Origin of the sequence: Mesorhizobium sp. M0410, assembly GCF_040321435.1 — a bacterium.
GTDB lineage: Bacteria > Pseudomonadota > Alphaproteobacteria > Rhizobiales > Rhizobiaceae > Mesorhizobium.
Window position 1 is genome coordinate 376,220 of the sequence record NZ_JAMYRN010000003.1, and the last position, 22,484, is coordinate 398,703.

The window sequence follows — 22,484 nt, forward strand, 5'->3', positions numbered from 1 at the left end:
CGACACCGAGCCGTCGGCATGACGTCGACCGATCGCTCCGCCGTGGCCTGGATCGACCAATCGCTGGCCCACGTCGCTGAAGCCATCGGCCGCATGGACGACGATCGGTTCCTGGCCGAGCACCAGTCCGCCCACGATGAACCGCGCTCGCTGTCTGTGGACATGGTTGCCGCGGTGCTTGAGTGGTGGCGCCGGTGGCCGGTGGGGGCGCGACGAATGAAGCGCCGGCCCAGTTCAACCTGGGCGACGCCGTTCAAAGCTGGGGGGATCGATCTTCACCAAGCGGTCTGCGGCCTCGACCGCAGCTCGTATCCTGCTGCGCAGCGCGAGATTCTTGGCCAGCATTTCTTCAGTGCGTTGAAGCGCGAGCTCGGTCCGATGGATGCGCTGCCTGGCAATGGCAACTTCTGATGTCAAAATATCGGCCGCTATCCCGTGGCCGTGGGGTTCCATAGTGTCCATCAGTTTCTAATACATGGGGGGCGATATCGTTCCCTGATACCGGGCGAACGGGGCGCCGCCGTTCCTCTATCCGTGATGAGCGCTGCCAATATGGTCCGGCCGTCTTTGCAGCCCCGACAAAGGCGCGATGAGCCGAATGATCAACGCGCTCCCTGTCAAAACAGCGCCAGAAACAGGGCGCCCCCTCGATCCGTCCTGATGCGGCCCGATGAACTGCGGGATATCAAATCAGCGGCCGACTATGGCCGCGATGACAGGACCATTCGTCGTTGAGCAAAGCGATATGGGATCGGGCGCCAGAGTGGACGAGGTGCGCCCCATCAAAATTAGCCTGCCAGCCTTGGAAATGGTTGCATGGCGAATGGGAGGCGCTGGAGAGGCTGCGCGCCGGCGACAGATCAAATCGATGCTGCGGCCGCGCTCGAGTTTCAAACGGGCAACCGGCGTTGGAGACGGTCGCCCGGCCGCTTCACGTAACGGCGCAGCGGGCGAACGCCGCCGCGTCAACCCAGGGGTAGCACATCGCCGTTCCGATCAAGTTCCTCCGCGACGATACGTCGGCCCGGTTCCTCGACAACCGCATATCCTCGTCGGGCGCCTCCATAGATTCGTTGAACCAACGACTGGAAAGGATCGGTGTTTCGCGTTCCGTCAGAGTCGCAAGAGCGTGGGGTGAACGGTACTACATCCACACGGCCAGACGCCATTCCAACCGCTGATCCGTCTCGACCGCTTTCGGCCGCCTCGGCCGTTTCGCTAGGTCGCTTCGCCCGGCTTATGGAAGTTCGATCTCGCCGTCCACCACGTGGTTGAGGCCGGTGCCTTCCGCCGTCAGCGTCATGCGGACCTTCAGTTTCTTGCCGCCGATTTGCCCTTCGCGCACCGTCTCCTCGATCTTGCGCTGGGAGGTGACGCCGACTTCCTTCAGGAACTTGCGGATCGACATGTTGACGGCGTCTTCGCTCATGGCGGAACTCCTCTGTATCCGGAAGGGATTGTAAGGGAAGGCAAGGGATCAAGGAAGCAGGACGGTGACGCACGGTTTTATCGAAATAGACCTGGAGCCGGGAGGAGACGTCGGGTCCTTAAACTTGATCGACCCCTGGCAGGAGGAGTGGAACCGATCGACATTTTGCGCAGAAGGAGCACTATGACGGCCATCTCGGCCTTGCTCTGGCACAACGTGAGCCAGGCCAAGCGCTGTCTCGCCGGAAATTCTTAAGGTGTCGATGACCGGCGCGGCGATTGCCGGTGCAGGTGGGCTTGCTTCCTGCATGACAGGTCAGCCTGCGGCGCGGCCGCCGAAACAACCCCAAAGCCTGTGGCGCTTTATTAGGATGTTCCAAACAAAGGTCGCCGCTGGGCCGGGTGCTCCCATTTCCTGAAGCCGAATGCATCCGAGATTGTCGCAGGTGAAATCAGCCCCGATGGTTGGTGCCGCTTTTACAAAGCACGGCCTGCCTGATCGGCAGAGCCCAGCGGAGACTTTCGTTGTCTGCTGCGCTGGCGGGTGATGGTCTGCAGGCCTCGCGTCGAGGATGTCGGGTCACATTAGGCATTCGACAAGTCCGGAGTCAGAGCCGAAGTGATCGATCACCTTTCCAACATTTGCCTTCCCGATTGATCCCTCCCGGTGGGTCAAGCAAGCCAAATATCAGCGTTCCTCTGGCGGCTTGACGTTCTGGAACTGCATCAGCAGCAGCAGATCATAAATGATTTTGAGTGTGCCGCAGATCAGGAGGGGCCATGCCCGGAACGAGGCAGCGAACAGAGCGCCCGCCAGGGCGGGACTGGCTGCGGCAGCCAAACTGCGAGGTACCGATGTGAAGCTCGCGGCTGCTGCCCGCTCCGCCTCCGTGACGACCGCCATGACGTAAGATGAGCGCGTCGGGACGTCCATCTGCGAAAGCGCGGCACGGATCAGCAGCAGGGCGAGCGCCAGAGGGAGCGTCGGCGCAAGCGCCGCCAGCATCAGGGCGATGCTGGACGGAATGTGTGTGAACACCATCGTGTTGATGAGTCCGATGTGCCGCGACAGCCAGGCGGCAACGGGGAATGAGAACGCCGAAAGGACGCCGGACCAGAAGAAGAAAAAGCCCGCTTCCGAAAGCGACAGGTCGAATTTTTCGAAAAGCCACAGGGCAAGCAACGACTGGACGAGGAAGCCGCCGGCAAAGGCATCAAGGCTAAAAAGGGCCGCAAGCCTGAAAACGATATTCCGCGAGGGGCCAAGCGCGGACGTGCTGCCGGAGTCCGACGTTGGACGGCGCTGCGGGATCTGCGCGTAAAGGAGACCGCCGAGCAGGCCCAGCAACGCATAGAGCACGAACATCGCCTTGATGCCGGTGAGTTGATCGAGGCCGGCTGGAGCCAGAAGATCAGGTGTCGCCGAAGCGAGCGCGCCAACCGCGGCTGCGAGCGCACCCACAAGGCTGTAGCGCGCGAACATCTTGGTCCGCGCGGCGTCGGTGACTTCGCGTGTTAGCACGGCATGCTCTAAGGACACGAATACGCTGACGCTGCCGGCCGACGGGTTGATGGTGCCTGCGAAGGCGATCACCAAAAGCAGCGCGTAGTCGTGGACGACAGCAAAGGCCACACCCGTGGCGACCATCAGACTGGCGGCGGTAAGCAGGAGTTGGCGGTGATCGTGTCGGGCACCAAGGAGTCCGACGGCGATGGTCAAGAGCGCTGAACCGAGCAGCGATGCGGTTGCAATGATGCCGACCTGCAGAGGCGCGAAGCCTAATGCGAGGAGATAGACCGGCAACAGAACGGCCACGAAGCCGTCGCCCATGTCCCGCAGGGCTCGGGCCGCAAAAAGAAAAGTCGCCGGGCGGATCTGCTGCACTGATCTAGCCTGACCTCGTCACCTGCATTGGCGTCACCGGCTTTGGCAGCGTCGCTCGACAGGGCCGGAAAGATCATGACGCAGTCGCATTAGACATTCCAGCAAGGCGAATATCGGATTCAATCCTCGGGCTACCGCCCAACAATGCTGAATCATATCGTGTCAACGGCTTGCAACGACCGAAGACGCAACTGGCGCATATTGCACTTGGCTGTCAAGGTCGGGAATGAGGGTCAGAACCTGCCCGTGATCTTGCATTCAGGGAAGGTCCGAGAAGGGTCGGATCGCGAAGTTCCCTGCATTGAACGTCCCAAGATGGCGATAGTGCCGTTTCGGAACCCGGTGGACCGGGAGCAGGATCGCCAATCAACCGGGGATCATGTTGCAACCAAGTTCGAATGTCGCGTTGCTGGCAAGTAGAAATGTCGCATTGGGACGTTTCAGGGGTAGGCGCCAGGTCAGGATTGCGGGGTGACGTGCATCCTGGCTTCGCCGTGAGCGCCCAATCGGGGGCGATCAAGTATGGCACTTCGGCTTAACTACCTTTGAGAGCGGCCACTTACGCGCGAGCTTCGTTGGCCGGTGTCGGTTGCGGGTGATCCGATATTCGTCCAGCATCGCGACGACATCTGCAATGCGAAGCTTGGCGAAGAGTTTGACAGCGCAGATCAGCGCAAGATGTCCGACAGGCTCTCGGGCTTCTTCTCGCCAAGTGACAGATCAAGGCCCGACAGAAGTTCGACGAGATGGCTTCGCATCAGGTCGGACGCGTTTTGTGCGTCGTGCTTTTCGATGGCATCGACGAGGGCGTGATGGGCGTGGCTTTCGCAGGTGGTGTCGCGGCGGCGCCAGTAGAGCGCGATGATCAGCGACGACCGCGACAGCAGGTCTTTGACGAAAGCGGTCAGGATAGAATGGCCGGCGATTTCGGCTATGCCGACATGGAATTTTGCCGACAGCATGATGGCGTCGCTGTCGCGGCCGGCATGCAGGGCCTCGTGCTCTTTTTCGAGATGAAGCCGCAGTTGCGCGATCTCGGCCGGCTTTGCCACTTCGGCGGCAAGCGCCGCGACCTTGGGCTCGATCAGCGCCCGCGCCTCGAAGACCTCGCGCGCTTCCTGCTTGGTCGGCTGGGCGACGAACGCGCCGCGGTTCGGCTCGAGCCGAGCCAAGCGGTCATGCGACAGCGCCTGCAGCGCCGCGCGTATCACCGCGCGGCTCACCGAATAGATCGAGGCGAGTTCGTCCTCGGGTAGTTTTGTGCCCGGTGCGAGGCGGTGGCTGACGATGGCGTCGCGCAGGCCGGCATAGACCGGAAACCAGCGCATCGTCGGCTTGTCGCCATCCCGTGGCTTTGGCCCAAGCAGGTCCATCGTCTCATTGTCCCGGCGGCCGGATCGCATAGCGGCACGAACACCGCGTTTCCGGCCGCACATCGAACATCCTGTGTGGGAATGTCAACAATTTTGCACGCATCAGGATAGACGGCCGGAGGGCGAAAAGGGCGCAAAGATTCCGGCGAAGGATTTTTCGAGTGGAACCTGGTAGCCGCCGCGCTTTGAGGTCGACAGGCCAAGGCCGACGAGGCTCTCGCAGAGTTTTACTGCGCAGGCGACGCCGTCGAGCACGGGAAGGCTATGTTCGCGGCTGAGCGCGGCGGCGAGGTCGGCCATGCCGGCGCATCCCAGCACAATCGCTTCGGCCCGGTCGTCGCGGATGGCGCGCTCGATCTCCTCCGAAATTCGATGGCGGGCGTTGGAGCCGGGCACTTCGAGCTCCAGAACGGGAACGTCGCTTGCCCGCACCCTGGCGCAGCGGCTGGCGAGGCCGTAGCGCACCAGATTGTGCTCGATCGCCGGCACCGAACGCGACAGCGTCGTCACCACGCTGAACTTGCCGGCAATCAGGCTCGCCATGTGAAACGCCGCTTCGCCGATGCCGACCACCGGCATCTCGCCGACGCAGCGTACTGCGTCGAGGCCGGTGTCGTCGAAGCAGGCGATGACGCAGGCGCTCGCCGCCGGATGTCTCTGGATCTCGCCGATCATTCCCGGGATGGCGAAGACCTCGTCGAAATAGCCTTCGACGCTCGGCGGCCCGTCCTTCGGATTGACGGCGATGATCCTGGTGCCGGCCGAAGCCGCGCGGCGCGCCGCCTCGCCGATCTTTTCGGTCATGGACGCGGTGGTGTTGGGATTGACGACGAGTACGTCCATTTGCGCTTTCATATTTCGCCGCCGAGATAGAGTTTCTTGACCCGGTCGTCGCCAAGCAGCTCAGCCGAATGTCCGGCCAGCGCGATCTTTCCGGTCGTCAGTGCGTAGGCGCGCTGCGAGATGCGCAGCGCCATGCGCGAATTCTGCTCGACCAAGAGAACACTGACCTTTTCGTCGCGATTGATCGCCACGATGGAGCGGGCGATGTCCTGAACGAGCTTCGGCGCGACGCCGAGCGAGGGTTCATCGAGCAGCAGAAGCTTCGGTTTGGCCATCAGCGCCCGCCCGATCACCAGCATCTGCTGTTCGCCGCCGCTCATCGTACCCGCCGTCTGGGAATAGCGTTCCTTCAGGCGCGGGAAGCGCCCGAGCACCATGTCCAGCGTCCTTGCGATTTCGGCCTTGTCGATGCGGGTGAAGGCGCCCATCATCAGATTGTCGCGCACCGTCATGTAGGAAAAGACGCGCCGACCCTCCGGCACCATGGCGATGCCCATCCTGACCAGCTCGTCAGGGCGCGTTCCGTCGATGCGGTGGCCCTGGAAATGAATCTCGCCGCTGCGGACCTTCTTCAGGCCGGTGATGGCGCGCAGGATCGAAGATTTGCCCGCGCCGTTCGCGCCGATTAGCGCGACGGTCTCGCCCTCGTTGACGTTGAGCGACACACCCTTCAGTGCATAGACATGGTCGTAGTAGAGTTCGACGTCGGAGACTTTCAGCAGTTCGCTCATGGCTAAAATCCGATCGTCTCATCTTCGGCGCCGAGGTAGGCCTCGATGACCTTTTCGTTCTCCTGGATTTCCTTCGGCGTTCCCTCGGCGATTTTCACACCGAAGTTCAGGACGACGATTCGGTCGGAAATGTTCATGACGGCGGGCATATCGTGCTCGACCAGCAGGACAGTCACGCCGCGCTTCCGCACGCCGCGCACCATCTCCACCGCGCGCACGGTTTCGTCATGGTTCATGCCAGCGAAGGGCTCGTCGAGCAGAAGGACGGTCGGGTTCGTGGCGAGCCCGATGGCAATCCCGAGCGCGCGCAGATGGCCGTGCGGCAGCGTGCTGGCGATCTCATGCCGTTGCGCGCCGAGACCGAGGAAGTCGATGATCTCGTCGGCCGAGCGGCCGAATTCATCTTCGTCGCGCCGTGCGGTATTCGTGCCGAGATAGAAGCCGGCAAGGCTGGCATTGGAACGCAGGTGATGCGCGATTATGACATTGTCGCGCACCGTCATGCCCTTGAAGATCGTCGTCTCCTGGAACGTGCGCACGACGCCCTTCCGGGCGACGATATGCGGCGCCAGGCCTGAAATCCGCTCTCCCCGGAACAGCACTTCGCCCGAGGTCGGATTGAGAAAAGAGGAAATCAGCTTGAACAGCGTCGATTTGCCGGCGCCGTTGGGGCCGATGACGGAAAGGATCTCGCGTTCGCGGACCGCGAAGGAAACATTGTTGACCGCGACCAGCCCGCCGAAGCGTTTGGTCACTGCCTTGATCTGGAGAAGGTCAGTCATGGTCCTAGCCCTGCTTCCTGCCGAACAGCCGGAGGCTGAGCAGGCCGTTGGGAAGGAACAGCATCAGCGCGATCAGCACCGACGAGAAGATCAGCAACTGGAACTCGCCGGTCTCGAACAGGAAATCCCAGCCGAAATAGAGCACGAAGGTGCCGATCATCGGCCCGAAGACGTAGCTGAGCCCGCCGAGGAAGCAGTTCAGCATGAAGTTCACCGAGTCGGTGACGGTGAAGCTGGACGGATAGATCGACTGAGAGATGGCGACGAACATCGCGCCGCCGAGACCGCCGAGGAACGAGGAGATGGCGTAGGCGATGACGCGCAGATAGGCGATATTGACGCCGATCGAGGAGGCCAGTTCCTCGTTCTGCTGCAACGACTGGCAGAGTTTGCCGATGCGCGAATGGACTAGGCGGTAGAGCGCTGCAAAGCACAGCACCATCAGCACAACCGACACCAGATAGAAGGCGGGACGCGGATTGGCGAGCGTCGCGAAATCCGGAAGGATGGTCAGCCCGAATATCGAGATGCCGCCGGGGAGCGGAATGCTGACCATGCCCTTGGCTCCGTTGGTGATCGGCAGTGCCAGTGCGAGCAGCCGCGCCACTTCGGTCAAAACCAGCGTGACCATGGCGAAATAGACGCCGCGAAGCCTGAGGATGGGCAGCCCGATCAGCACGCTTGCAGCGGCGCAGAATAGCCCAGCCAGCGGCAGTGTCAGCCAGAACGACACACCATACTGGACGACAAGGATGGCCGAAACATAGCCGCCCATAAGCGCGAAGGCACCCTGGCCGATATTGATGCGGCCGATGTAGAAAGTCACCCACACCCCGGCGCTGGCGATGCTGAGCAGCGCGACCGAAGTCAGCGTGTAGTAGAGGTCGAGCCGACCCGTCGCCTCGATCAGCCAGGGCACGCCGATGAGTACGACCAGCAGGAAGACAGCGACGCCGAGGATGTTGCGTGTACGCTTCATGTCGATCACCCCCACGGCTTGCCCATGAGCCCGTTCGGGCGGATGCTCAGGAACACCATCAGCGCGGCGAAGATGACGAGATAAGTGACGTCGCCATATTGGCGTAGCACCGTCAGGCCGACCGATTCCATCATGCCGAGGATGAAGCCGCCGGCGATCGCTCCGCTGACCACGCCGGCGCCGCCGATCATCACCATCAAGAACGCCTTGATCGAGATCGGCCCGCCGATGCCCGAATTGACGCCGGTGATGGCGACCAGCAGCCCGCCGACTATGCCGGCAAGCATCGCGCCGAGCGCAAAGCCGATCATCGAATAGCGGTCGACCTCGACGCCCATAAGCTGTGCCGCGACCCGGTCCTGCGCCAGCGCCCGCATGGCGCGTCCCGGCTTGCTGTACTGCATGAAAAGCACGAAGGAGGCGATGAACAGTATGGCGAGTGCGCCGACCAGCAGCCGGTCGTAAGGCATTATGAGGCTGTCGGAGACGAAGACGCCGTTGACGATCTTCGGCACGCCGCGCTGCTTTTCGCCGAACAGGAGGAGGATCACGGCGTCGAGGAAGAATGCGACCGCCGCCGCGAGAAGCATCGTACTTTCCTCCCGCACGCTTCGCCTAATCACCGTTCTGAAAAGGAATTTCTCGACCAGCGCTCCAATGACCAGCAGCGTGATCCCGGACGCGACGAGCGCGACGACGAAAGGCATGCCGAGCTGGCCATAGACGGTGTAGGTGATGAAGCCACCGAGAACGTACATCTGCCCATGGGCAAAGTTTAGCACGTTCATCAGAGCGAAGATCAGGGTCAGACCGAGCGCGATCAAGGCGTATTGCGCACCAAGATAAAGCCCGTTGGCGATGACTTGTTCCATCAGGATGGTTCCCGTCCATTCAGAGGCTCAAGGCGAATGCACGAGCCTCTGCGGCAATCCGCTTCAGTGCAATTGCGTCAATCGACTTGAGCGACGAAGAGCGTCTCGAACTTGCCGTCGCGGTATTCCGTGACCACCATCGGGACCGAAAGCTGGCGCTTCTGGCCAAACGACGTCATTCCGACATAGGTCAGCTTGGCATCGCCCTTCAGATAGGGATTGGGCGCCGAGAAAGTGTCGATCGTCTTCTTGAACTCCTCGACATTGTCGATCGCGGCCGGGTTCGCCTTCAGCGTCTCGATGATGTATTCGAGCGCGTAGACCTTGGTGTTGGACTCGTCATTGTATTCGCCAAACATTTTCGTATAGCGGTCGACGAACTCCTTCATCATGTCGGATGCGATTTCGGGCGTCGATGCGCCGCCGACTGAGATGAAACCGTTGGCCAACTCGCCCGCGCCCTCTTCCAGCACCTTGGCATCCTGCGCCGTTTCGGTGGAGATCAGACCTTCGTAGCCGAGCTCGCGCGCGGCGCGGATCAGCAGCGGAGCATTGCCGGGCGCGACACCCGAAAGCACCAGCAGGTCCGGTTTTTGCAAAACGATCGGCGTCAGTACCGGCGTGAAATCGCGGGTATCGTTTTGGTAGACGTCCGTGGCAGCTACAACCTCAAGCCCGAGCGCCTTTGCCGCGGCAACACCGCCATCCCGTTGACTCAGCGGATCGGATTCGTTGGCGGCGACAAAGGCGACTTTTTTCACGCCCCTGTTTTCCATGAGATATTTGTAGATCGCCGGAGCTGACTGGTAGTTGGCGATCATGCCGAGCACGGCGTTGGACGCCGGCGGGGTGTAGAGTTCCTTCGGGAATGCGTAAGGAAAATAGATGATGCCCTTGGATTCTGCCACGGGACGCACCGCCGCCGCGCCGTCGTCGACATTCGGACCGACGACATAGTGGATGCCCTCCTGGGCCATCTTCTCCATGCCGGCGATCGCCCGCTTCGGGTCCTTCTGATCGTCGAAGGTGACGATTTTGATGTCATAGGTCTCGTCACCAATCTTCACCCCGCCGGTTTCGTTGATCCAGGCGGCGCGCGTCTGCATCGAGCGGACGTTGGATGTGCCCCACGCAGCGGCCGCGCCACTCGTCACGCCGACAAAGCCGATCTTGAGTTCCTTGTTGGCGGCTTGCACTGTGATTGTGCCGCCGGCCATGATTGCCAGCGCAGAGACGGCGCCGAGTGCGGCGAATGTGATTATTGAACGTCTGTTGATCATTGTTCTTTCCCCTTTGGAGGCCGCGCATTGTTGCGACAGAACTCGACCGATACGCGGACTTTTGTGAGTCAAGGCTCAAATCAATTATCTGTCAACAAAACTTTTACAGATTGTTGACAATCTTGTGCGGTCGTAGAGGAAGGACGTAGGACCGGCACGGCTTCGTGTCGGCGATGGTGCGGCATCCACAAAATAGGAATATAATCCGCATCCCATCAAGGCACATAGACTTCGTCCCGCCCTCAGCGCATGCTCGTATCGGGGAGCTGAAGGGCAACATGGACGCGATCAACGCACACCGACAAAAGGGCGGCTGTGTTGCCGGCACTTTGTAAGCCGTTCCAACGTCAAAATTGTCGGCTTGCTTCCCGTCCCTCGCGACTGCGGGGTGGTCGTTTAATCGATTGACTCGCGTAAGGCACCGGCAGTTAATCTCCCCGCCAGGGCAAAAAGACGGGCTATGAAACTGGGAGCAAACGATGACTGTCCAAAAAGAAGACTATCGAACCAACAGAGCCGACTACGCCACAGCTGCGATGCATAGCCGAGCGACCGCTGAGGGCGATCGTGATGATTTGGTGGCGAGGAAAAAGTCCCTGTGGGTAACAGATCGGCGATCTGCAAAATTGGCTGCAAACCCGTCAGAAAGCTCGCCAGAACCCAAGGCAAAAGCGCGCGGTAAGTGAATCGTGCCAGCCACTTTCTTACCGCCGCGTACTTTGTTCGCATGGTTCAAGTACATTAGATTTGTCTAATGTACTAACCAGTCAGTCGAGCATTCCCGAACGCTCGCTGGTCAGGCCAAGCGGCCCCCTAACCCAAGCCGCTGGGCCGCCCCCTAAGGAAGTGCGTGTATCCCTGAGGCGGTCGTCGGTGACCCGCCTCCGTACCGCGGCCGGGATCGCAACCACGTCATCGACCCAACGCCCCGCATCGGTACCGCTCAAACGAATGGCAATTTTCTGTCCAGATGCGTTTAGTATCCATTCTCGGGAGACCCACGCGTGGTCGCGTGGGAGACAAGTGACTCCCCTTTAAAGGCATCGAGATGCTACCAGTGCTGAAAAGTCAGTTCCTTAGACCTAAAGATCGGGCGATTTGCCAGCGGGTTGTCGACCAGATAACCGCCGACGCTAAATGGTACAGCACTTCGATAGACGGTCAGATTCTGGTCTCGACCACGCTGAATCTCTTTCAATCAGGGGTCGTAAACGAAACGAATTTGCTGGCACATGTTCGCGCGCGGCGCCACGACTTCACTAAACTGACAGCCTAGCTCCACCCGGGCGGAAACAGCGCGCTAAGCTGCAGCATACACGTTTCCGCAACGAGAAAAGGCGGCAGATCGAGGTGCCAGCCCTGTTCTGGCTGAGTATCTTGTAGACACCAGCTTGACGCGCTTCAGAACAATGGTCTCGCCGTGCGGATGTTCGTCGAGGTCATCGATTCCGACCCCATGCTCAGCGATCCGGTCAAGAAGCCGGAGACCGGACCGGATGACCGTCGCCCTGGCAGCGCCTTCCACCGGCGCAGCGATCTGCTGTTCGATATAATCCATCTCTGGCTTCGCCATGAGGTCGAGAATGTGTGGGAACATCTTGCTGTACACGCGTGGTCGATAGCGGCTCTTTGTGCCGAGAACGCGGTTGGAGCGCCTGGATCCTCGGCGACGTGATGGTGCATGAGGCCCGACAGAACGGCGTCAACGGTCAGGTCGAATGTTTCCTGATCCCGGTTCCGGCGCTTGTTCGTCCTGAGCCCGACATGGGCCTCGCAGTTCAGGAGCAGCCCGATCCGCTTCCTGGACGATACCCTTGGTGTTCTCCGATGCGGCGAACCGATAGGCATTGAAGGGACTGTCGCGCTCTTCCTCTCCGTCATCGAGTTCGGTCACGATAGGGGTAGTGTGATCCATCTGCAAAATTTCTGGTCTTCAAAATAGCCACCCCGCATACGCGGTCGCATGAATGGCGATAAGCAGGCAAGGTGTCGCGGGAGCGCTCCTCGCTACGCTGCCCTGTCCCGCTTTGCCAGCTTCGCCACGGTCGCCCGAGAGCAGCCCATTACGTCGACAATCTGATTCCAGCTTGCGCCCGTCTTCAGCATCGCCGAGATGGCGGCGTTCCGCTTCGCGTCCTCCTGCCGGCCCCGCATACGCCCGTCGGCCTTGGCCTTCTCGATCCCTTGGACCTGCCTCGTTCTTCGGTCGGTGTAGTCCTTGCGGGCAATGGCTGCGAGCATGTCCAGCATCATACTATTGATCGCCTCGGCCATGCGCCGGGAGAACTCGTCGCCTCCATCACTGACAGCCTGCCAGGATGTCGGCAGGTCCAGCGCCACGACGCGCACCTGCTTCGCCTTCAGGTCGGCTCTCAGCTTCTCCCAATCGGCCTCGTTCAACTGGGAAAGACGATCAACTTGCTCCACCAACAGCACGTCTTGGGGATGACAATCGCGCATGAGCCGATCCAGCTCAGGACGCTTCAAGGTTGCCCCACTCTCGTTCTCTTCATACCAGGCGGCCACCGCCAGACCGCGCTCTTTTGCGAATCGTTCAAGGTCTTCCCTTGCCCGTCCTGGCGCCTCGGTGGGTCACTTGGTGAAGGAATAGGGCGTCAGGAACGGCCGACCGTACTGACCGGGCCAAGACCCCAAGAACTTGACGGAATGGCCTTTGAGGAACCCCGGTCGCCGCACAAGGTAAGGGGGCGCGTCTCGAAGTTCAGCCATGTTTTGGGAGACGGACGCCATGACCGCGAACGATTGCCGAAACGTTGCCCAATACCCGGTCACCCCAAGCTCCATGCCTTTGACAAACCTGAAGCTGAACTGATCTCCCACATTCTTCCGGCCCTGCGACATGGTGTAATCCGCCCCGAGGATGTCCAGAAATGCTTGGGGCAGCCGGCCTTGAAATCGTTCATAGTTTGAATGCCATCGCGCAAACACGCCACCAGCCGGGCCGACAATCTCCCCAGTAACCCAGTGGTGAAGGGCAAACCCATGCGAGCGGCGAAGGTAGTCATTACGGAGGACATGATCGGCCCGTTCGCCGCCAGCACTCCTCCGCCCTTCAACGTAGCGGCCGTCCTCCTTCGGTCTGCCCAGTTCGGCGATTAGGCTGGGATAGTTTCGGTACACAGATTTGATCGACCGCTTGACGTCGTCATGCTGTTCAGCCGTCGTCGGGTTGGGCAGGAAGCGGCTTGCGAACGCCGCGACATCGTCCATCTCGCGTGTCCCTTCAGTGACATTGCTTGCAGGTAGTCACTTCCCCGCCCTTCGGTCGCCACTTTCCATCGAACAGCCCCCTTGGCGGTACGTGGTCGATGTCGACGCCGCGAGTCGATCCGGCACAATAGATGCAGAACGGCTGCTTGCTCCGTAACTTCTGGCTCAGACTCACCATGTTGGGGTCCAACTCTCCGACACAACATGTTACGGCCTCGCTGGCGGAAAGCGAAGGGCGCATGGGGGAGTCTCGCGCGAGCCAGTTATCCGATCCCCCGCTCAGAAATTTCTACCAAACATTCCGCCCCCTTCACACGAAATCGTATGTTGATTTTTTACCACTGTGGATCATCAATGATCGCTTGGGTTTAGCTTGAGGGGGCTCCCAGGATGGGCGATCAACCGAACTCTCCACCCGCCGCAGCTGCCACGAAGGACCTTGTTCAGAAAGTGATCCTGCAAGCCTCTCGCGGTGAAGTCTTATCCGTAAAGGAGACCATCGCAGAGATACGCCGAGACTCTTCGTATCTGCTGGTTACTGACGATGAGCTGGTCTACCTTATAGTCACTGCGGCCCCGGCCTTCGGACTGTCAGTCGCGTTCGACCTCCACGAATAGTCCTCCCGGCAGCCCATTGGTTCGACCTCAGGTGTACGTCGGGACGACCGATCCGGGGTTGTGGGACCAAAGGCGGATCGAGGCGCGCTCTATAGGGTCGAGAGGGCAGGGGGTCCTCGCGCGAGCCAGTAATCCGATCCCCTGCTGAGAAATTTCTACCAAACATTCCGCCCATCATTCAAAGGAACAAATCCGCTCGCGGTGCAGTTCGGTCCTTTTAAGCATGCAGGCCCGAACATGGCTGAAATCGATAAAGCCAAACAGAAGGTTATTGCCGAAGTTGTGCGGCGGTGGATCACTTCAGAGGTAATCCGCAATCACCTTCGCAACCTGCTAAATCTGCCCGTAGAACGGGAGCTGCCGGCTGAGCAAAAGCATTTGCTGCAGGAACTTGATAGGGCCGACAAAGAGTGACTGTATGGCACTCCATTGGTTCTCCCCTCCGGTCCCCGTCAAGACCGAGCGTCCCGGGACCCTTCGCAACGTCAACAACGCCGAGACAGCCGGCGAGGAGCTGCTGAAGTGGACGAAGCGTGGCCCTTGCTGGGACCTCGCGGTGAGCGTTTGCATGGCCGTGATATTCGACGAGATGGAAGCTGAGGAGGCCCGTAAGGCATTCCTGGCTGCCGCTAAGGAGGAGGGTAGGCTTTTTCCTGATTAGCAGGTCGCATCGCTCTTCGCGCGAGCCAAATTCGATCACCGGCCCAGACATCTCTACCAAACATTCCACCCCCTCTAATTATCCCTCAATGGCAACCCATTGGTTCGTCCCTCCCGTGTTCGTGAAGACTGAGACCGGCGACAGGCATGGCTGCAACAATGCGAGGGCAGCCCTTGAGCAACTCAAGAGGTGGACCCGCAGAGGACCCGCTGGCACAAGGCGGTGAACCTTTGCCTGTCAGATCTAGAGAGCGATCCGATTGACCCTCAGGTGGTACGAAAGGGCTTTGAGGCTGCCGCCAAGGAAGCCAAGGTGTATCTCTCACCAGAGTAGGAACCCTCCACTCGTGTTCATCGAACCGGTTCGCCATCCGGTCCAGCAGCTTACGGGATGCCGCAATTACGCGGCGGGTTTCATCAAGTGAGAGCCGAAGGTCATCGATGTCTGTGCGCGCGCGACGCTCATTCAACCGAGAACTGTCTATTTGTAAGCGAGAGCTGTCTATCAAGTGATACCAATCGGAAACCATCTTTGCAGAGCTAGCGCGCCCGCATCTCAAACTTGATCATAGCCTCTAAGAACGTTTCGTTGGACTCGTCGCGAACGGTCATCACAAATTCTCGAAAGGGCCATCCGGCAGCTTATCCTTGGTAATCTCAACCAAGGCCTTTACCGCCTCCGCCTTTGCAGCTTCGAGGTCCGGGAGATCGGTACCAACAACGTCAAGGAAGACTTTGCCAGTGTCGGTGAAGTCGAAGAAATAGCGCGGCATCCCTACAAACACAGTAACGCGAGAATGGTTCACGCTTGCGTTGCGATTGGCTGTGCAGCGGGCGCTGGCCGCTCTAATGCGCGCAACGCTAACGAGCGTGACCTGACGTCTAATGATGTCCGCGACATTTGGTTAAAAACGTACCCGCCAAGACTCATCGCCCCGATCGGCTTAGAGTTACTTCCGAAAGGAAGCGCTCTCATGCTGCCATTGCCCCACGCCGTCGATCCAAAAGTAGTTGCCGAGATCAACAATCTTCTAGACCAGTACGCCGGGGCGGTACCGGTGCCCGTTCACAAGCTCGCCGCGGTTGTCCGGCTGCGCCTCAGAAGCCATCTTTCCATCGCGACTATTGAGGCGCTGATCGTGGACGAAGCCGAGTGTCGCCACCTGCCCATGCTGTTCGAACTGCCGGCAACACATGCGGCTGTAGTTTCATCTGCTCTGGGCCGTGCGATTTGAAGTTTAGGCGCTCTGCCCGTCTGGCAACGAAAAGCGGACCTCAGGTTCGCGAAGCGGTATGCCCACGGTCTTCGATGATGAGCGCAGAGCGGCCCCCTCATGGCAACCCATTGGTTCTCCCCTCCGGTGTACGTCAAGACTGACCGACTTGGGGTCACCTACGGCTGCAACAATGTCGAGGGTGCCGCCGAGGAACTCATGAAGTGGACCGAGAGGGGACCGAAGTGGAATCTGGCGGTGCAAGCCTGCAGCGACGCCTTTGAGGGCCGGGTGTCACCCAGGGATGTTCGTAAAGCCTTCGAGGCCGCTGCCGAGGAGGAGGGGGTGCTACGCTAAATCTAGCTAGGTCTCCATTCCGCTTTCCACCGCGTCCCACGTCTGATTACTGGTCGTTCTCAAACATTGGGAGAGAATTTATGTCTGATTTCAAAGTTGGCGATGTGGTGGAGCTAAAGTCTGGCGGTCCTAACATGACGATCAACGAGGCGCAGAGTGCCGGCGGGTTTATGTGTCAATGGTTCAACAACGACGGCGGGGCGTACAAGCTTGAGACCGTCAGGATTAAAGGTGAAATGCTCAAAGCCGTGCCGAAGTAGTCGCCGCGCCTTCCTGACAGGGGGTCCCACGTTGCCTTTGATTGTTACGAACGGAGCATTGCTTGATGGCGCTGATCTTGGAGAACGTTACCAAAGCCCAGAACCTCATGAGCAAGATCGGCCCACCCATCTGCCGATGTGGGCTTATCACGGCAGCAACTTCGCGGGCATGTGCCTAGAGTTCGATACTGCTGACCTCATGATCAGTGACTTCCATGCAGAGAAACTGCGCCCGGTGACCTATGCGCGCGCAACGCTCTGCCATCGCTCACGCTCGCCGACATGGGGGCGCAGCATCTCGAAGAGGCGGTGATTGCTCGCATCACGCGCAAGCGCGGTGAATGGGCTCACGAGAAGGAATGGCGCTTCGTTACTGGCCAAGCCGGGCCTAAGCACTTTCTCGACGATGCGCTTCGTCGCGTGTGCCTGGGTCCCCGTGTCAAACCTGAACACGCCGCGCGGGTATGCGAGGTGATGGACCGGCGACCGGTGGAGGGGGGAAATCAGGGGTTTTGAACTAGCGTTTCGCAGCATTAAGCCAGCTAGGCCGCTGGGCGAATGCGAGCGGGTCGGCATCGGCAAGTTCGATCCCGTGGAGGACCTGTTCGCGGAAGCGGAACTGAAGCAGTTTCTGACGGTGCCATTCGAGGCACTTCTTGAGGAATGCCGCCGAACCGCTTCGAGGCCGAACATGGAGGCAATGGCCGGGATTGATCTCGCCGGCAGCAACAGAAACGCCATTTACTTCTGGACGACCTATAAGCTCCGGAGCGGCCGTGAGGTCTTTCACAAGCGTTACTTCGACCGACGATTGCGCCTTGTCCTCGGGAAGGACTAAGTGGGGCCAGAAGACGGGATCGGGAGCATTGCCGTGGAAGGTTTGGACGAAGACACTCGGAAAGGGCGGGAGACGCTGACTGCAGTTCAGTATGGCGGGATTTATCCCCCTCACGAAGCGTTCTACATCCAGTCGATCATCTACGCCGAGCCGGCTTTCGCCCTAATGGCCGAGCGTGGCACAGGACGCTATGTCGGGAGCGCCTTTATCACCTTGAACCGGGAGATGCGGGAACGCTTCACTTGCGGCCGAGGAGTATGAAACGTGCGGTGCCCCCCGCCGCAGCGACAGCCTTCGCTATTCCTTCTTGTCGACCAGCGCCCGTAGTGCCGAGACGTCATGCAGCAATAACCTGCTGCCGCGCTTTTCGATCAGGCCTCTCTTGGCGAGGTCGCTCATTTCGCGCGAGACCGCTTCCCTGTGCGTGCTCATTGTTGCCGCCAGCTCGGAATGCGTCGGTGCCGGGCTTATGGACACCTCGCCGTCCACGAGTGCGGCTTTCTCCGCCCGATGCAGGATCTCGACGATCAGCCGTTTTCGCACGACCAGAGTGCTGTATTCGAATACCCGCTCGGTCATGCGCCGGAGCTGGGCAGACAGATGCTCAAGCAGCACCCAGGCAAAAGTCGGGTGGGTCATCACGATATCCCGGAATGCTGTGCCGGACAGCCGTGCAGCGCGGGTTGCCTCCAGCGCGACTACGCTGGCAGAGCGTGCAATCCCGTCAATGCCTCCGAGCTCCCCGAAAATGTCACCCGGTTCGACATCGCGATACGCTATCTCCCTGCCGTCCGCTGAAACCAGTGTCACGCGAGCACGTCCTTCCAGCAGGAAGAAGACATCGCGACCAGTGTCGCCGTGGGAAATGATTAGCTCGTTGTGTCGATAGCTGCGCTCGTGCCACCGTTTGGTCAGCGCGGCCAGGTCGGCATCGCAAAGTCTTGAGATGAAGGCCAGAGAGCCTGTCACAACGGTCTCTTGTTCAATCAAGTGTACTTCACCTTACTCCCTATCCAAGGAAATTTGATGGCCGTAGGTCCCGCTTTCCGGGATGCAAACTGGGAGCGGATTTCGCCAATGTTTTCCCCGGTGTGGGAATTCCCACAGCCGAGCCTGGTTCGACTGTCATATCCTTGTTGCAACGTCAGGCCCGCCGGCTCGTGCGCAAGCCGGCGAAGGGAAAGGGAACAGTCATGAAATTGTTGGCTCCCGTCACAAAACTTGCTGCGGGGTTTCGCAAATTCGTCGCGCCGCGCTACCGCCCGGAGCTTTATTACATGCGTGGCCCGGGGCCAGCCACCGCCCGCCGTATGGGCACGCCGCGGCAAAACCAATCCATCGACCACTACGCCTAATTTGCCTCGCGGACGCCTGACGCTCTCGCCCGGAGTGCCGTTCGCGCCGTTCCGTACCGGTCAATTCAGATCAATGAAGGGAGGATCTGATCATGGTTATAATTCATGCTGCCGCCATTGGTCCATTTCGCAGGTGGTTACGCCTCCGCGCCGAGCGAAAAGCTCTCTTGTCGGCAACGGACCAGTTGAGCCGTTTACCCGATGACGTCCTTGGCGACATCGGCATCTCACGTGACGAAATCATGTGCGATTTGCGAAGCCGCGCCATCCGTCATGCGGAGGCAGGCGCGGCCGGCACGACGATCGAGCGCACCAGGATCGCTTCGGCCTCGATCCCGAAACGGTTGGCCGCCGGCAGTGGCTACGCCTCGGCCGAGATCCCCTTTGGCTGGTCCACGAGCGCGCGATCGAGCCTTACATCGAGGTTTCGACAAGCAGCGGCGCGCGGACGGGACCTTCGAACGGCACTACACCTGCGACCCCAAGGACTGGATGTTGACCGACGGGAGCTGGGGAGGATCTCAAAATGATCATGTCAGTTGTTAAGTCCCTCGCGCCTGTGACGCTCGGCACCGTGCTGATCGCAATCAGTCCGGCTTCATTGTCGGCTTCTGACGCCCAGGACCTCGCGTTCGCTCACGCTGACATGCCAATCAAACAGCTGAAAGACGTCTATTTGGATTGCGAGCGGGGAGGCCGCCGGTGCGCTGGGGACGGACGATGTGATGTACTGTTCGATGCGCGAGTTCCGACTAGGCGCGCGATAGCAGTTTGCGCATAATCAACGATGCATGGCCTTCTGCACCGTGCGACGCGGCCCTGCGATCGACCACTTCGAACCATGTTTGGACCGCGCACTTCGCCGATCAGCGCAGTAACCAACCCGCGGAGTTCCGCGAGCGACAGCCTTCAAACGAATCAGTCGGTGGTAGCGTCACGCATAGGGTGAATCACGAACGCGCTCGCCTGCAAACCCCTTCGCCCGGAAATCTGCCCCGGTTACGCGGTTCGCCAGCAGACTGAGAAGGAGCGGCTTCAGCCGATCGCCGATGCTATTTGTTATCTTTGTGCCGAATGGCAGCTTTGCGCCCCGATTTCGCCCGTTCGACTATATCGTTCGAACTCCCGAAAGCTGTCGGGGCTCCGGCCCTCTCAAACCCTCCACCGCCGTTGTCGCGCATGTGCCGCGTGCCACCTGCCGTGCTTTCAGCGAGCCGACCTTACCTCCAGTCTGTGACTTTGAGGCGAACCAGAGCTTACGGCGCATCCGGCTTGGTTCTAGCGGTTTGCACTGTGTTTGCTTGGCAGAACGCCGCTGCCGCTCAAAATTGCGACGCCGCCGCGACGCCTGGCGTCAATTGGCAAGAGTGTGACAAGAAGCTTCTCATCCTAGACGGACAGGACCTGAGCGGGGCGAACCTGTTCGGTGTTGATTTCACTTCGACCGACCTCAGGAACACCAATCTCCGTGCGGCAAATCTTGAGAAGGCAACGCTTGTGCGTGCTTCCCTGGCCGACTCGACCGCCAAAGGCGCCCGGTTCGACAGAATCGAGGGCTACAGGACCGACTTCAGCCGTATGGACGCGCAGGGCGCTGTGTTTGCGAGCGCGGAAATGCAGCGCTCGAATTTCCAGGACGCCAATCTGACCAATGTTGATTTCACAAAGGCAGAATTGGGGCGTGCGCAGTTCCATGACGCCGATATCAGCGGCAGCCGCTTCTCGTTTGCCAATCTCGCACGGGCGGACTTCCAAGGAGCGACGTTCACCGCGCCGATAGACTTTGACCGCGCCTTTTTCTTTCTGACCCGTATCGAGGGCGTCGACCTTTCCAATTCGGTGGGTCTGTCCCAGTGGCAGCTCAACATGGCTTGCGGAGACGCCCGGACCGAGTTGCCTTCTGGCCTGACGAGGCCTGAAGATTGGCCCTGTCAATTCCAGCAGGAATAGTTGTCGGCAAGCGAACCGCGGCAATGCTGCGCCCGACAGGATGAAACTGAGAACCCCTATGTCATCGTTTGCGCTATATAACTTTTGCGACAGCCGGGGGCGGATGAATGGAATCGGGCGTATTTCTCCACTACCCACGCGGTCCGAGGCGGCAGAAATGGGGCCGAGCAGACCGTCCGCTGCTAGGGTACCCAGCACGCGAGCGGACATGTGAGACCTCGGTGCGAAGGTCCGGGATCAGGCCCATTGCGGACGTACGTGTTGGTTCGCCTGTTGGCGCCGAAGCGCCTTATCGTTCAGTCTCGCGGCACACATAGATCAAATGAACCGTATCGTCATCGATCAATGTGCTCGACACCAGTTGCAGCGGAGGCCTTGCTTGCCCCTGCCGAGCACGAACGGCCTCACGTGCAGGTGATATTCCTCGATCAGGCCGGACTGGAGGGCATGGTATCGAAGCGCATCGGCAGCGCCTGGCTGAACTGGATACGGATGTCCAGCGGGATGACGCCCAGGAACTCGCGGCGCTCCTCGACGGCCATCTCGCGCAGATCGTGACCGTTGACCGTTGAGGTGCAGGCGCTGCTCGCCGGCCTTCTGCGCGTCGGCGCCGATCCCGATATTGAGGCGATGGAGCGAACATGCCAGTTCGTCGCCGAGAACGCCGACGGCTGCGCAACAAGAACCTCGCCTGCTGGCGCCTTGGAGTGAAAGAAACGAACCCCCTCCCTCGCTCTTGGCCTGTAGTTCCAAGCAGGCACTTGCTGGCGGACCTATTGAACCAAAAGACCTAGCAACGAACTGAAATCGACAGGGTCCCTTCATAGCGGAATTAGTCGCGCTAGGGGCCCGTAAGTCACCGTGTCGGGCCTTGGCGCACAATGGCATGTGGATAGCTAAGTTTGACCCGCGGCAAGCGTCGCTGGATGGTCGCGAGAGGGCGCCACTCGCACAGTCCTAAGCGACAGCGCACACTAGGCGCGCTGCCACCGCTATCGAGACATCGCCGTCACAGCTACCGCACCGATTTTGCAGCGTCGATGATCACGTCTGCGACCGAACGAGGTTTGGTCAACATGATCAAGTGATTGCCCTCGAGCTCGGTGATATGCGCTTTGATGGCCTTGGCCATCGACTCTTCGAACGCCGGCGGGATCGCACCGTCAGCCTTCGCAACCACGAACCAACTGGGCTTGGTCTCGGACGCCGCCCGGGTCAGCCGTTCGTCGAAGAGACGGGCCGCCGATGGCTGCTGCGTCGCCGCGAGAACCGCAACCTCCTCGGGCGTCGCGTCCTGAGCGAAATACTTGCCCAGCCCCTCCTGGGGTACGGTCAGGAAGTCGCCGCTGTCCTTCTGCAGGGTCGACGTCCAAGGCGCCGGCGGACTTCCCGCCGTAGCGCTGGTGGCTGACTGGCCCTTCGGCAGGGCGAAGGCGGCAACGTAGACCAAGGCTTTGACCTTGTCCGCCGTTCCGCCCTCGGTGATCACCGTTCCGCCCCAGGAGTGGCCAACGAGGATCACATCTCCCGGCGCGGCCTCGATGGCCCGTTCAGTGGCAGCGACGTCGTCTGCAAGCGAGGTCAGTGGGTTCTGGACGGCAACGACGCGAAGTCCGGCGCTCTGCAGCAATGGAAATGACCTTGCTCCAGCTGGAGCCGTCTGGGGGCGCTACCACACATGCATGATTTACTAGTTATTTCAGTACCTTATTTGAGCGGCCCGAGACATAGGTGACGATTTGTACCGGACACATAGGTAACACTTTTCGGTTTTTGCCGGGAGGTGTTGATGCCGTGGAGAGAGTGTTCGGTGATGGAGGAACGTCTT

At 60.1% G+C, this 22,484-nt stretch carries 25 protein-coding genes and 3 pseudogenes; 11 read left to right on the forward strand and 17 right to left on the reverse strand.

All coding sequences use genetic code 11. The features are described 5' to 3' along the window. Positions 1 to 18: 18 nt before the first annotated feature. Positions 19 to 411 carry a hypothetical protein gene (locus tag NKI63_RS05875; protein WP_352820707.1) on the forward strand — a complete coding sequence of 131 codons (393 nt, stop codon included), beginning with the start codon at positions 19 to 21 and terminating at the stop codon, positions 409 to 411. Between the two features lie 526 nt (positions 412 to 937). Here the strand turns inward: NKI63_RS05875 and NKI63_RS30700 are convergent. The 10 genes and pseudogenes from NKI63_RS30700 to NKI63_RS05920 form a co-directional block, all read right to left on the reverse strand. After that, positions 938 to 1,058: pseudogene (locus NKI63_RS30700) on the reverse strand (AAA family ATPase); the annotation flags it as partial. 179 nt (positions 1,059 to 1,237) lie between these two features. Beyond that, positions 1,238 to 1,429, reverse strand: coding sequence for a DUF6494 family protein (locus NKI63_RS05880; RefSeq protein ID WP_023679340.1), 192 nt, complete (start codon positions 1,427 to 1,429; stop codon positions 1,238 to 1,240). Between the two features lie 687 nt (positions 1,430 to 2,116). Beyond that, positions 2,117 to 3,259, reverse strand: coding sequence for an MFS transporter (locus NKI63_RS05885; RefSeq protein WP_352820729.1), 1,143 nt, complete (start codon positions 3,257 to 3,259; stop codon positions 2,117 to 2,119). A 722-nt stretch (positions 3,260 to 3,981) separates the two neighbouring features. Further along, a complete protein-coding gene (locus NKI63_RS05890) occupies positions 3,982 to 4,686 on the reverse strand; it encodes a GntR family transcriptional regulator (protein ID WP_352506251.1) in 705 nt (234 codons plus the stop codon). A 102-nt stretch (positions 4,687 to 4,788) separates the two neighbouring features. Then, positions 4,789 to 5,529: an aspartate/glutamate racemase family protein gene (locus NKI63_RS05895; protein ID WP_352506250.1), complete on the reverse strand. Its 741-nt coding sequence runs from the start codon at positions 5,527 to 5,529 to the stop codon at positions 4,789 to 4,791. Between the two features lie 8 nt (positions 5,530 to 5,537). Next, entirely contained in the window at positions 5,538 to 6,260 is a 723-nt protein-coding gene (locus tag NKI63_RS05900) for an ABC transporter ATP-binding protein (RefSeq protein WP_352478401.1), read from the reverse strand. A gap of 2 nt (positions 6,261 to 6,262) precedes the next feature. Then, positions 6,263 to 7,042 carry an ABC transporter ATP-binding protein gene (locus tag NKI63_RS05905; protein ID WP_352478402.1) on the reverse strand — a complete coding sequence of 260 codons (780 nt, stop codon included), beginning with the start codon at positions 7,040 to 7,042 and terminating at the stop codon, positions 6,263 to 6,265. A 4-nt stretch (positions 7,043 to 7,046) separates the two neighbouring features. Then, a complete protein-coding gene (locus tag NKI63_RS05910) occupies positions 7,047 to 8,021 on the reverse strand; it encodes a branched-chain amino acid ABC transporter permease (RefSeq protein WP_352702916.1) in 975 nt (324 codons plus the stop codon). 5 nt (positions 8,022 to 8,026) lie between these two features. After that, a complete protein-coding gene (locus NKI63_RS05915; RefSeq protein ID WP_352478406.1) occupies positions 8,027 to 8,893 on the reverse strand; it encodes a branched-chain amino acid ABC transporter permease in 867 nt (288 codons plus the stop codon). Positions 8,894 to 8,970: 77 nt separating this feature from the next. Next, entirely contained in the window at positions 8,971 to 10,173 is a 1,203-nt protein-coding gene (locus NKI63_RS05920; RefSeq protein WP_352478408.1) for an ABC transporter substrate-binding protein, read from the reverse strand. A gap of 479 nt (positions 10,174 to 10,652) precedes the next feature. Between NKI63_RS05920 and NKI63_RS05925 the strand changes: the two genes are divergently transcribed. Next, positions 10,653 to 10,859, forward strand: a complete 207-nt coding sequence (locus tag NKI63_RS05925) for a hypothetical protein (RefSeq protein ID WP_352506248.1) — start codon at positions 10,653 to 10,655, stop codon at positions 10,857 to 10,859. Positions 10,860 to 11,473: 614 nt separating this feature from the next. Here the strand turns inward: NKI63_RS05925 and NKI63_RS05930 are convergent. The 3 genes and pseudogenes from NKI63_RS05930 to NKI63_RS05940 form a co-directional block, all read right to left on the reverse strand. Then, complete coding sequence (locus tag NKI63_RS05930) at positions 11,474 to 11,731, reverse strand: hypothetical protein (protein WP_352506247.1); 258 nt, start codon at positions 11,729 to 11,731, stop codon at positions 11,474 to 11,476. Positions 11,732 to 12,180: 449 nt separating this feature from the next. Continuing rightward, positions 12,181 to 12,747: pseudogene (locus NKI63_RS05935) on the reverse strand (recombinase family protein); the annotation flags it as partial. 18 nt (positions 12,748 to 12,765) lie between these two features. Then, positions 12,766 to 13,404: a hypothetical protein gene (locus tag NKI63_RS05940; RefSeq protein WP_352820711.1), complete on the reverse strand. Its 639-nt coding sequence runs from the start codon at positions 13,402 to 13,404 to the stop codon at positions 12,766 to 12,768. An 855-nt stretch (positions 13,405 to 14,259) separates the two neighbouring features. On the opposite strand from NKI63_RS05940, the gene NKI63_RS05945 reads away from it, so the two are divergent. Together NKI63_RS05945 and NKI63_RS05950 are read left to right on the forward strand one after the other, a co-directional pair. Next, complete coding sequence (locus tag NKI63_RS05945; protein ID WP_352478410.1) at positions 14,260 to 14,436, forward strand: hypothetical protein; 177 nt, start codon at positions 14,260 to 14,262, stop codon at positions 14,434 to 14,436. A gap of 4 nt (positions 14,437 to 14,440) precedes the next feature. Beyond that, positions 14,441 to 14,683, forward strand: a complete 243-nt coding sequence (locus tag NKI63_RS05950; RefSeq protein WP_352478412.1) for a DUF982 domain-containing protein — start codon at positions 14,441 to 14,443, stop codon at positions 14,681 to 14,683. Between the two features lie 610 nt (positions 14,684 to 15,293). Here the strand turns inward: NKI63_RS05950 and NKI63_RS05955 are convergent. Beyond that, complete coding sequence (locus tag NKI63_RS05955; RefSeq protein WP_352702918.1) at positions 15,294 to 15,455, reverse strand: DUF6894 family protein; 162 nt, start codon at positions 15,453 to 15,455, stop codon at positions 15,294 to 15,296. A 201-nt stretch (positions 15,456 to 15,656) separates the two neighbouring features. Between NKI63_RS05955 and NKI63_RS05960 the strand changes: the two genes are divergently transcribed. The 3 genes from NKI63_RS05960 to NKI63_RS05970 all read left to right on the forward strand — a co-directional run bounded on the left by NKI63_RS05960 (position 15,657) and on the right by NKI63_RS05970 (position 16,513). Continuing rightward, the gene (locus NKI63_RS05960) at positions 15,657 to 15,917 is read left to right on the forward strand and encodes a hypothetical protein (RefSeq protein ID WP_352478416.1); all 261 of its coding nucleotides are present in this window, start codon (positions 15,657 to 15,659) and stop codon (positions 15,915 to 15,917) included. A gap of 126 nt (positions 15,918 to 16,043) precedes the next feature. After that, positions 16,044 to 16,253, forward strand: coding sequence for a DUF982 domain-containing protein (locus NKI63_RS05965; protein ID WP_352753646.1), 210 nt, complete (start codon positions 16,044 to 16,046; stop codon positions 16,251 to 16,253). 80 nt (positions 16,254 to 16,333) lie between these two features. Beyond that, entirely contained in the window at positions 16,334 to 16,513 is a 180-nt protein-coding gene (locus tag NKI63_RS05970; protein WP_352478420.1) for a YodC family protein, read from the forward strand. Positions 16,514 to 17,030: 517 nt separating this feature from the next. On the opposite strand, the gene NKI63_RS05975 is transcribed toward NKI63_RS05970, so the two are convergent. Continuing rightward, complete coding sequence (locus tag NKI63_RS05975) at positions 17,031 to 17,303, reverse strand: hypothetical protein (RefSeq protein ID WP_352478423.1); 273 nt, start codon at positions 17,301 to 17,303, stop codon at positions 17,031 to 17,033. Positions 17,304 to 17,384: 81 nt separating this feature from the next. Here NKI63_RS05975 and NKI63_RS05980 point away from each other — a divergent pair, with 81 nt between their 5' ends. Further along, positions 17,385 to 17,612 carry a hypothetical protein gene (locus NKI63_RS05980; protein WP_352820713.1) on the forward strand — a complete coding sequence of 76 codons (228 nt, stop codon included), beginning with the start codon at positions 17,385 to 17,387 and terminating at the stop codon, positions 17,610 to 17,612. Between the two features lie 36 nt (positions 17,613 to 17,648). On the opposite strand, the gene NKI63_RS05985 is transcribed toward NKI63_RS05980, so the two are convergent. Continuing rightward, positions 17,649 to 18,320, reverse strand: a complete 672-nt coding sequence (locus NKI63_RS05985) for a Crp/Fnr family transcriptional regulator (protein WP_352478425.1) — start codon at positions 18,318 to 18,320, stop codon at positions 17,649 to 17,651. A 224-nt stretch (positions 18,321 to 18,544) separates the two neighbouring features. On the opposite strand from NKI63_RS05985, the gene NKI63_RS05990 reads away from it, so the two are divergent. From NKI63_RS05990 to NKI63_RS06000, 3 genes and pseudogenes are all read left to right on the forward strand, one after another. Beyond that, the gene (locus NKI63_RS05990; protein ID WP_352820715.1) at positions 18,545 to 18,706 is read left to right on the forward strand and encodes a hypothetical protein; all 162 of its coding nucleotides are present in this window, start codon (positions 18,545 to 18,547) and stop codon (positions 18,704 to 18,706) included. A gap of 1,233 nt (positions 18,707 to 19,939) precedes the next feature. Beyond that, a complete protein-coding gene (locus tag NKI63_RS05995) occupies positions 19,940 to 20,656 on the forward strand; it encodes a pentapeptide repeat-containing protein (RefSeq protein WP_352820731.1) in 717 nt (238 codons plus the stop codon). Positions 20,657 to 21,232: 576 nt separating this feature from the next. Then, positions 21,233 to 21,354: pseudogene (locus tag NKI63_RS06000) on the forward strand (DUF4326 domain-containing protein); the annotation flags it as partial. A 317-nt stretch (positions 21,355 to 21,671) separates the two neighbouring features. Here the strand turns inward: NKI63_RS06000 and NKI63_RS06005 are convergent. Beyond that, on the reverse strand, positions 21,672 to 22,286 hold the full coding sequence (locus NKI63_RS06005; protein ID WP_352820719.1) for an alpha/beta hydrolase: 615 nt from the start codon (positions 22,284 to 22,286) through the stop codon (positions 21,672 to 21,674). Positions 22,287 to 22,484: the final 198 nt, after the last annotated feature.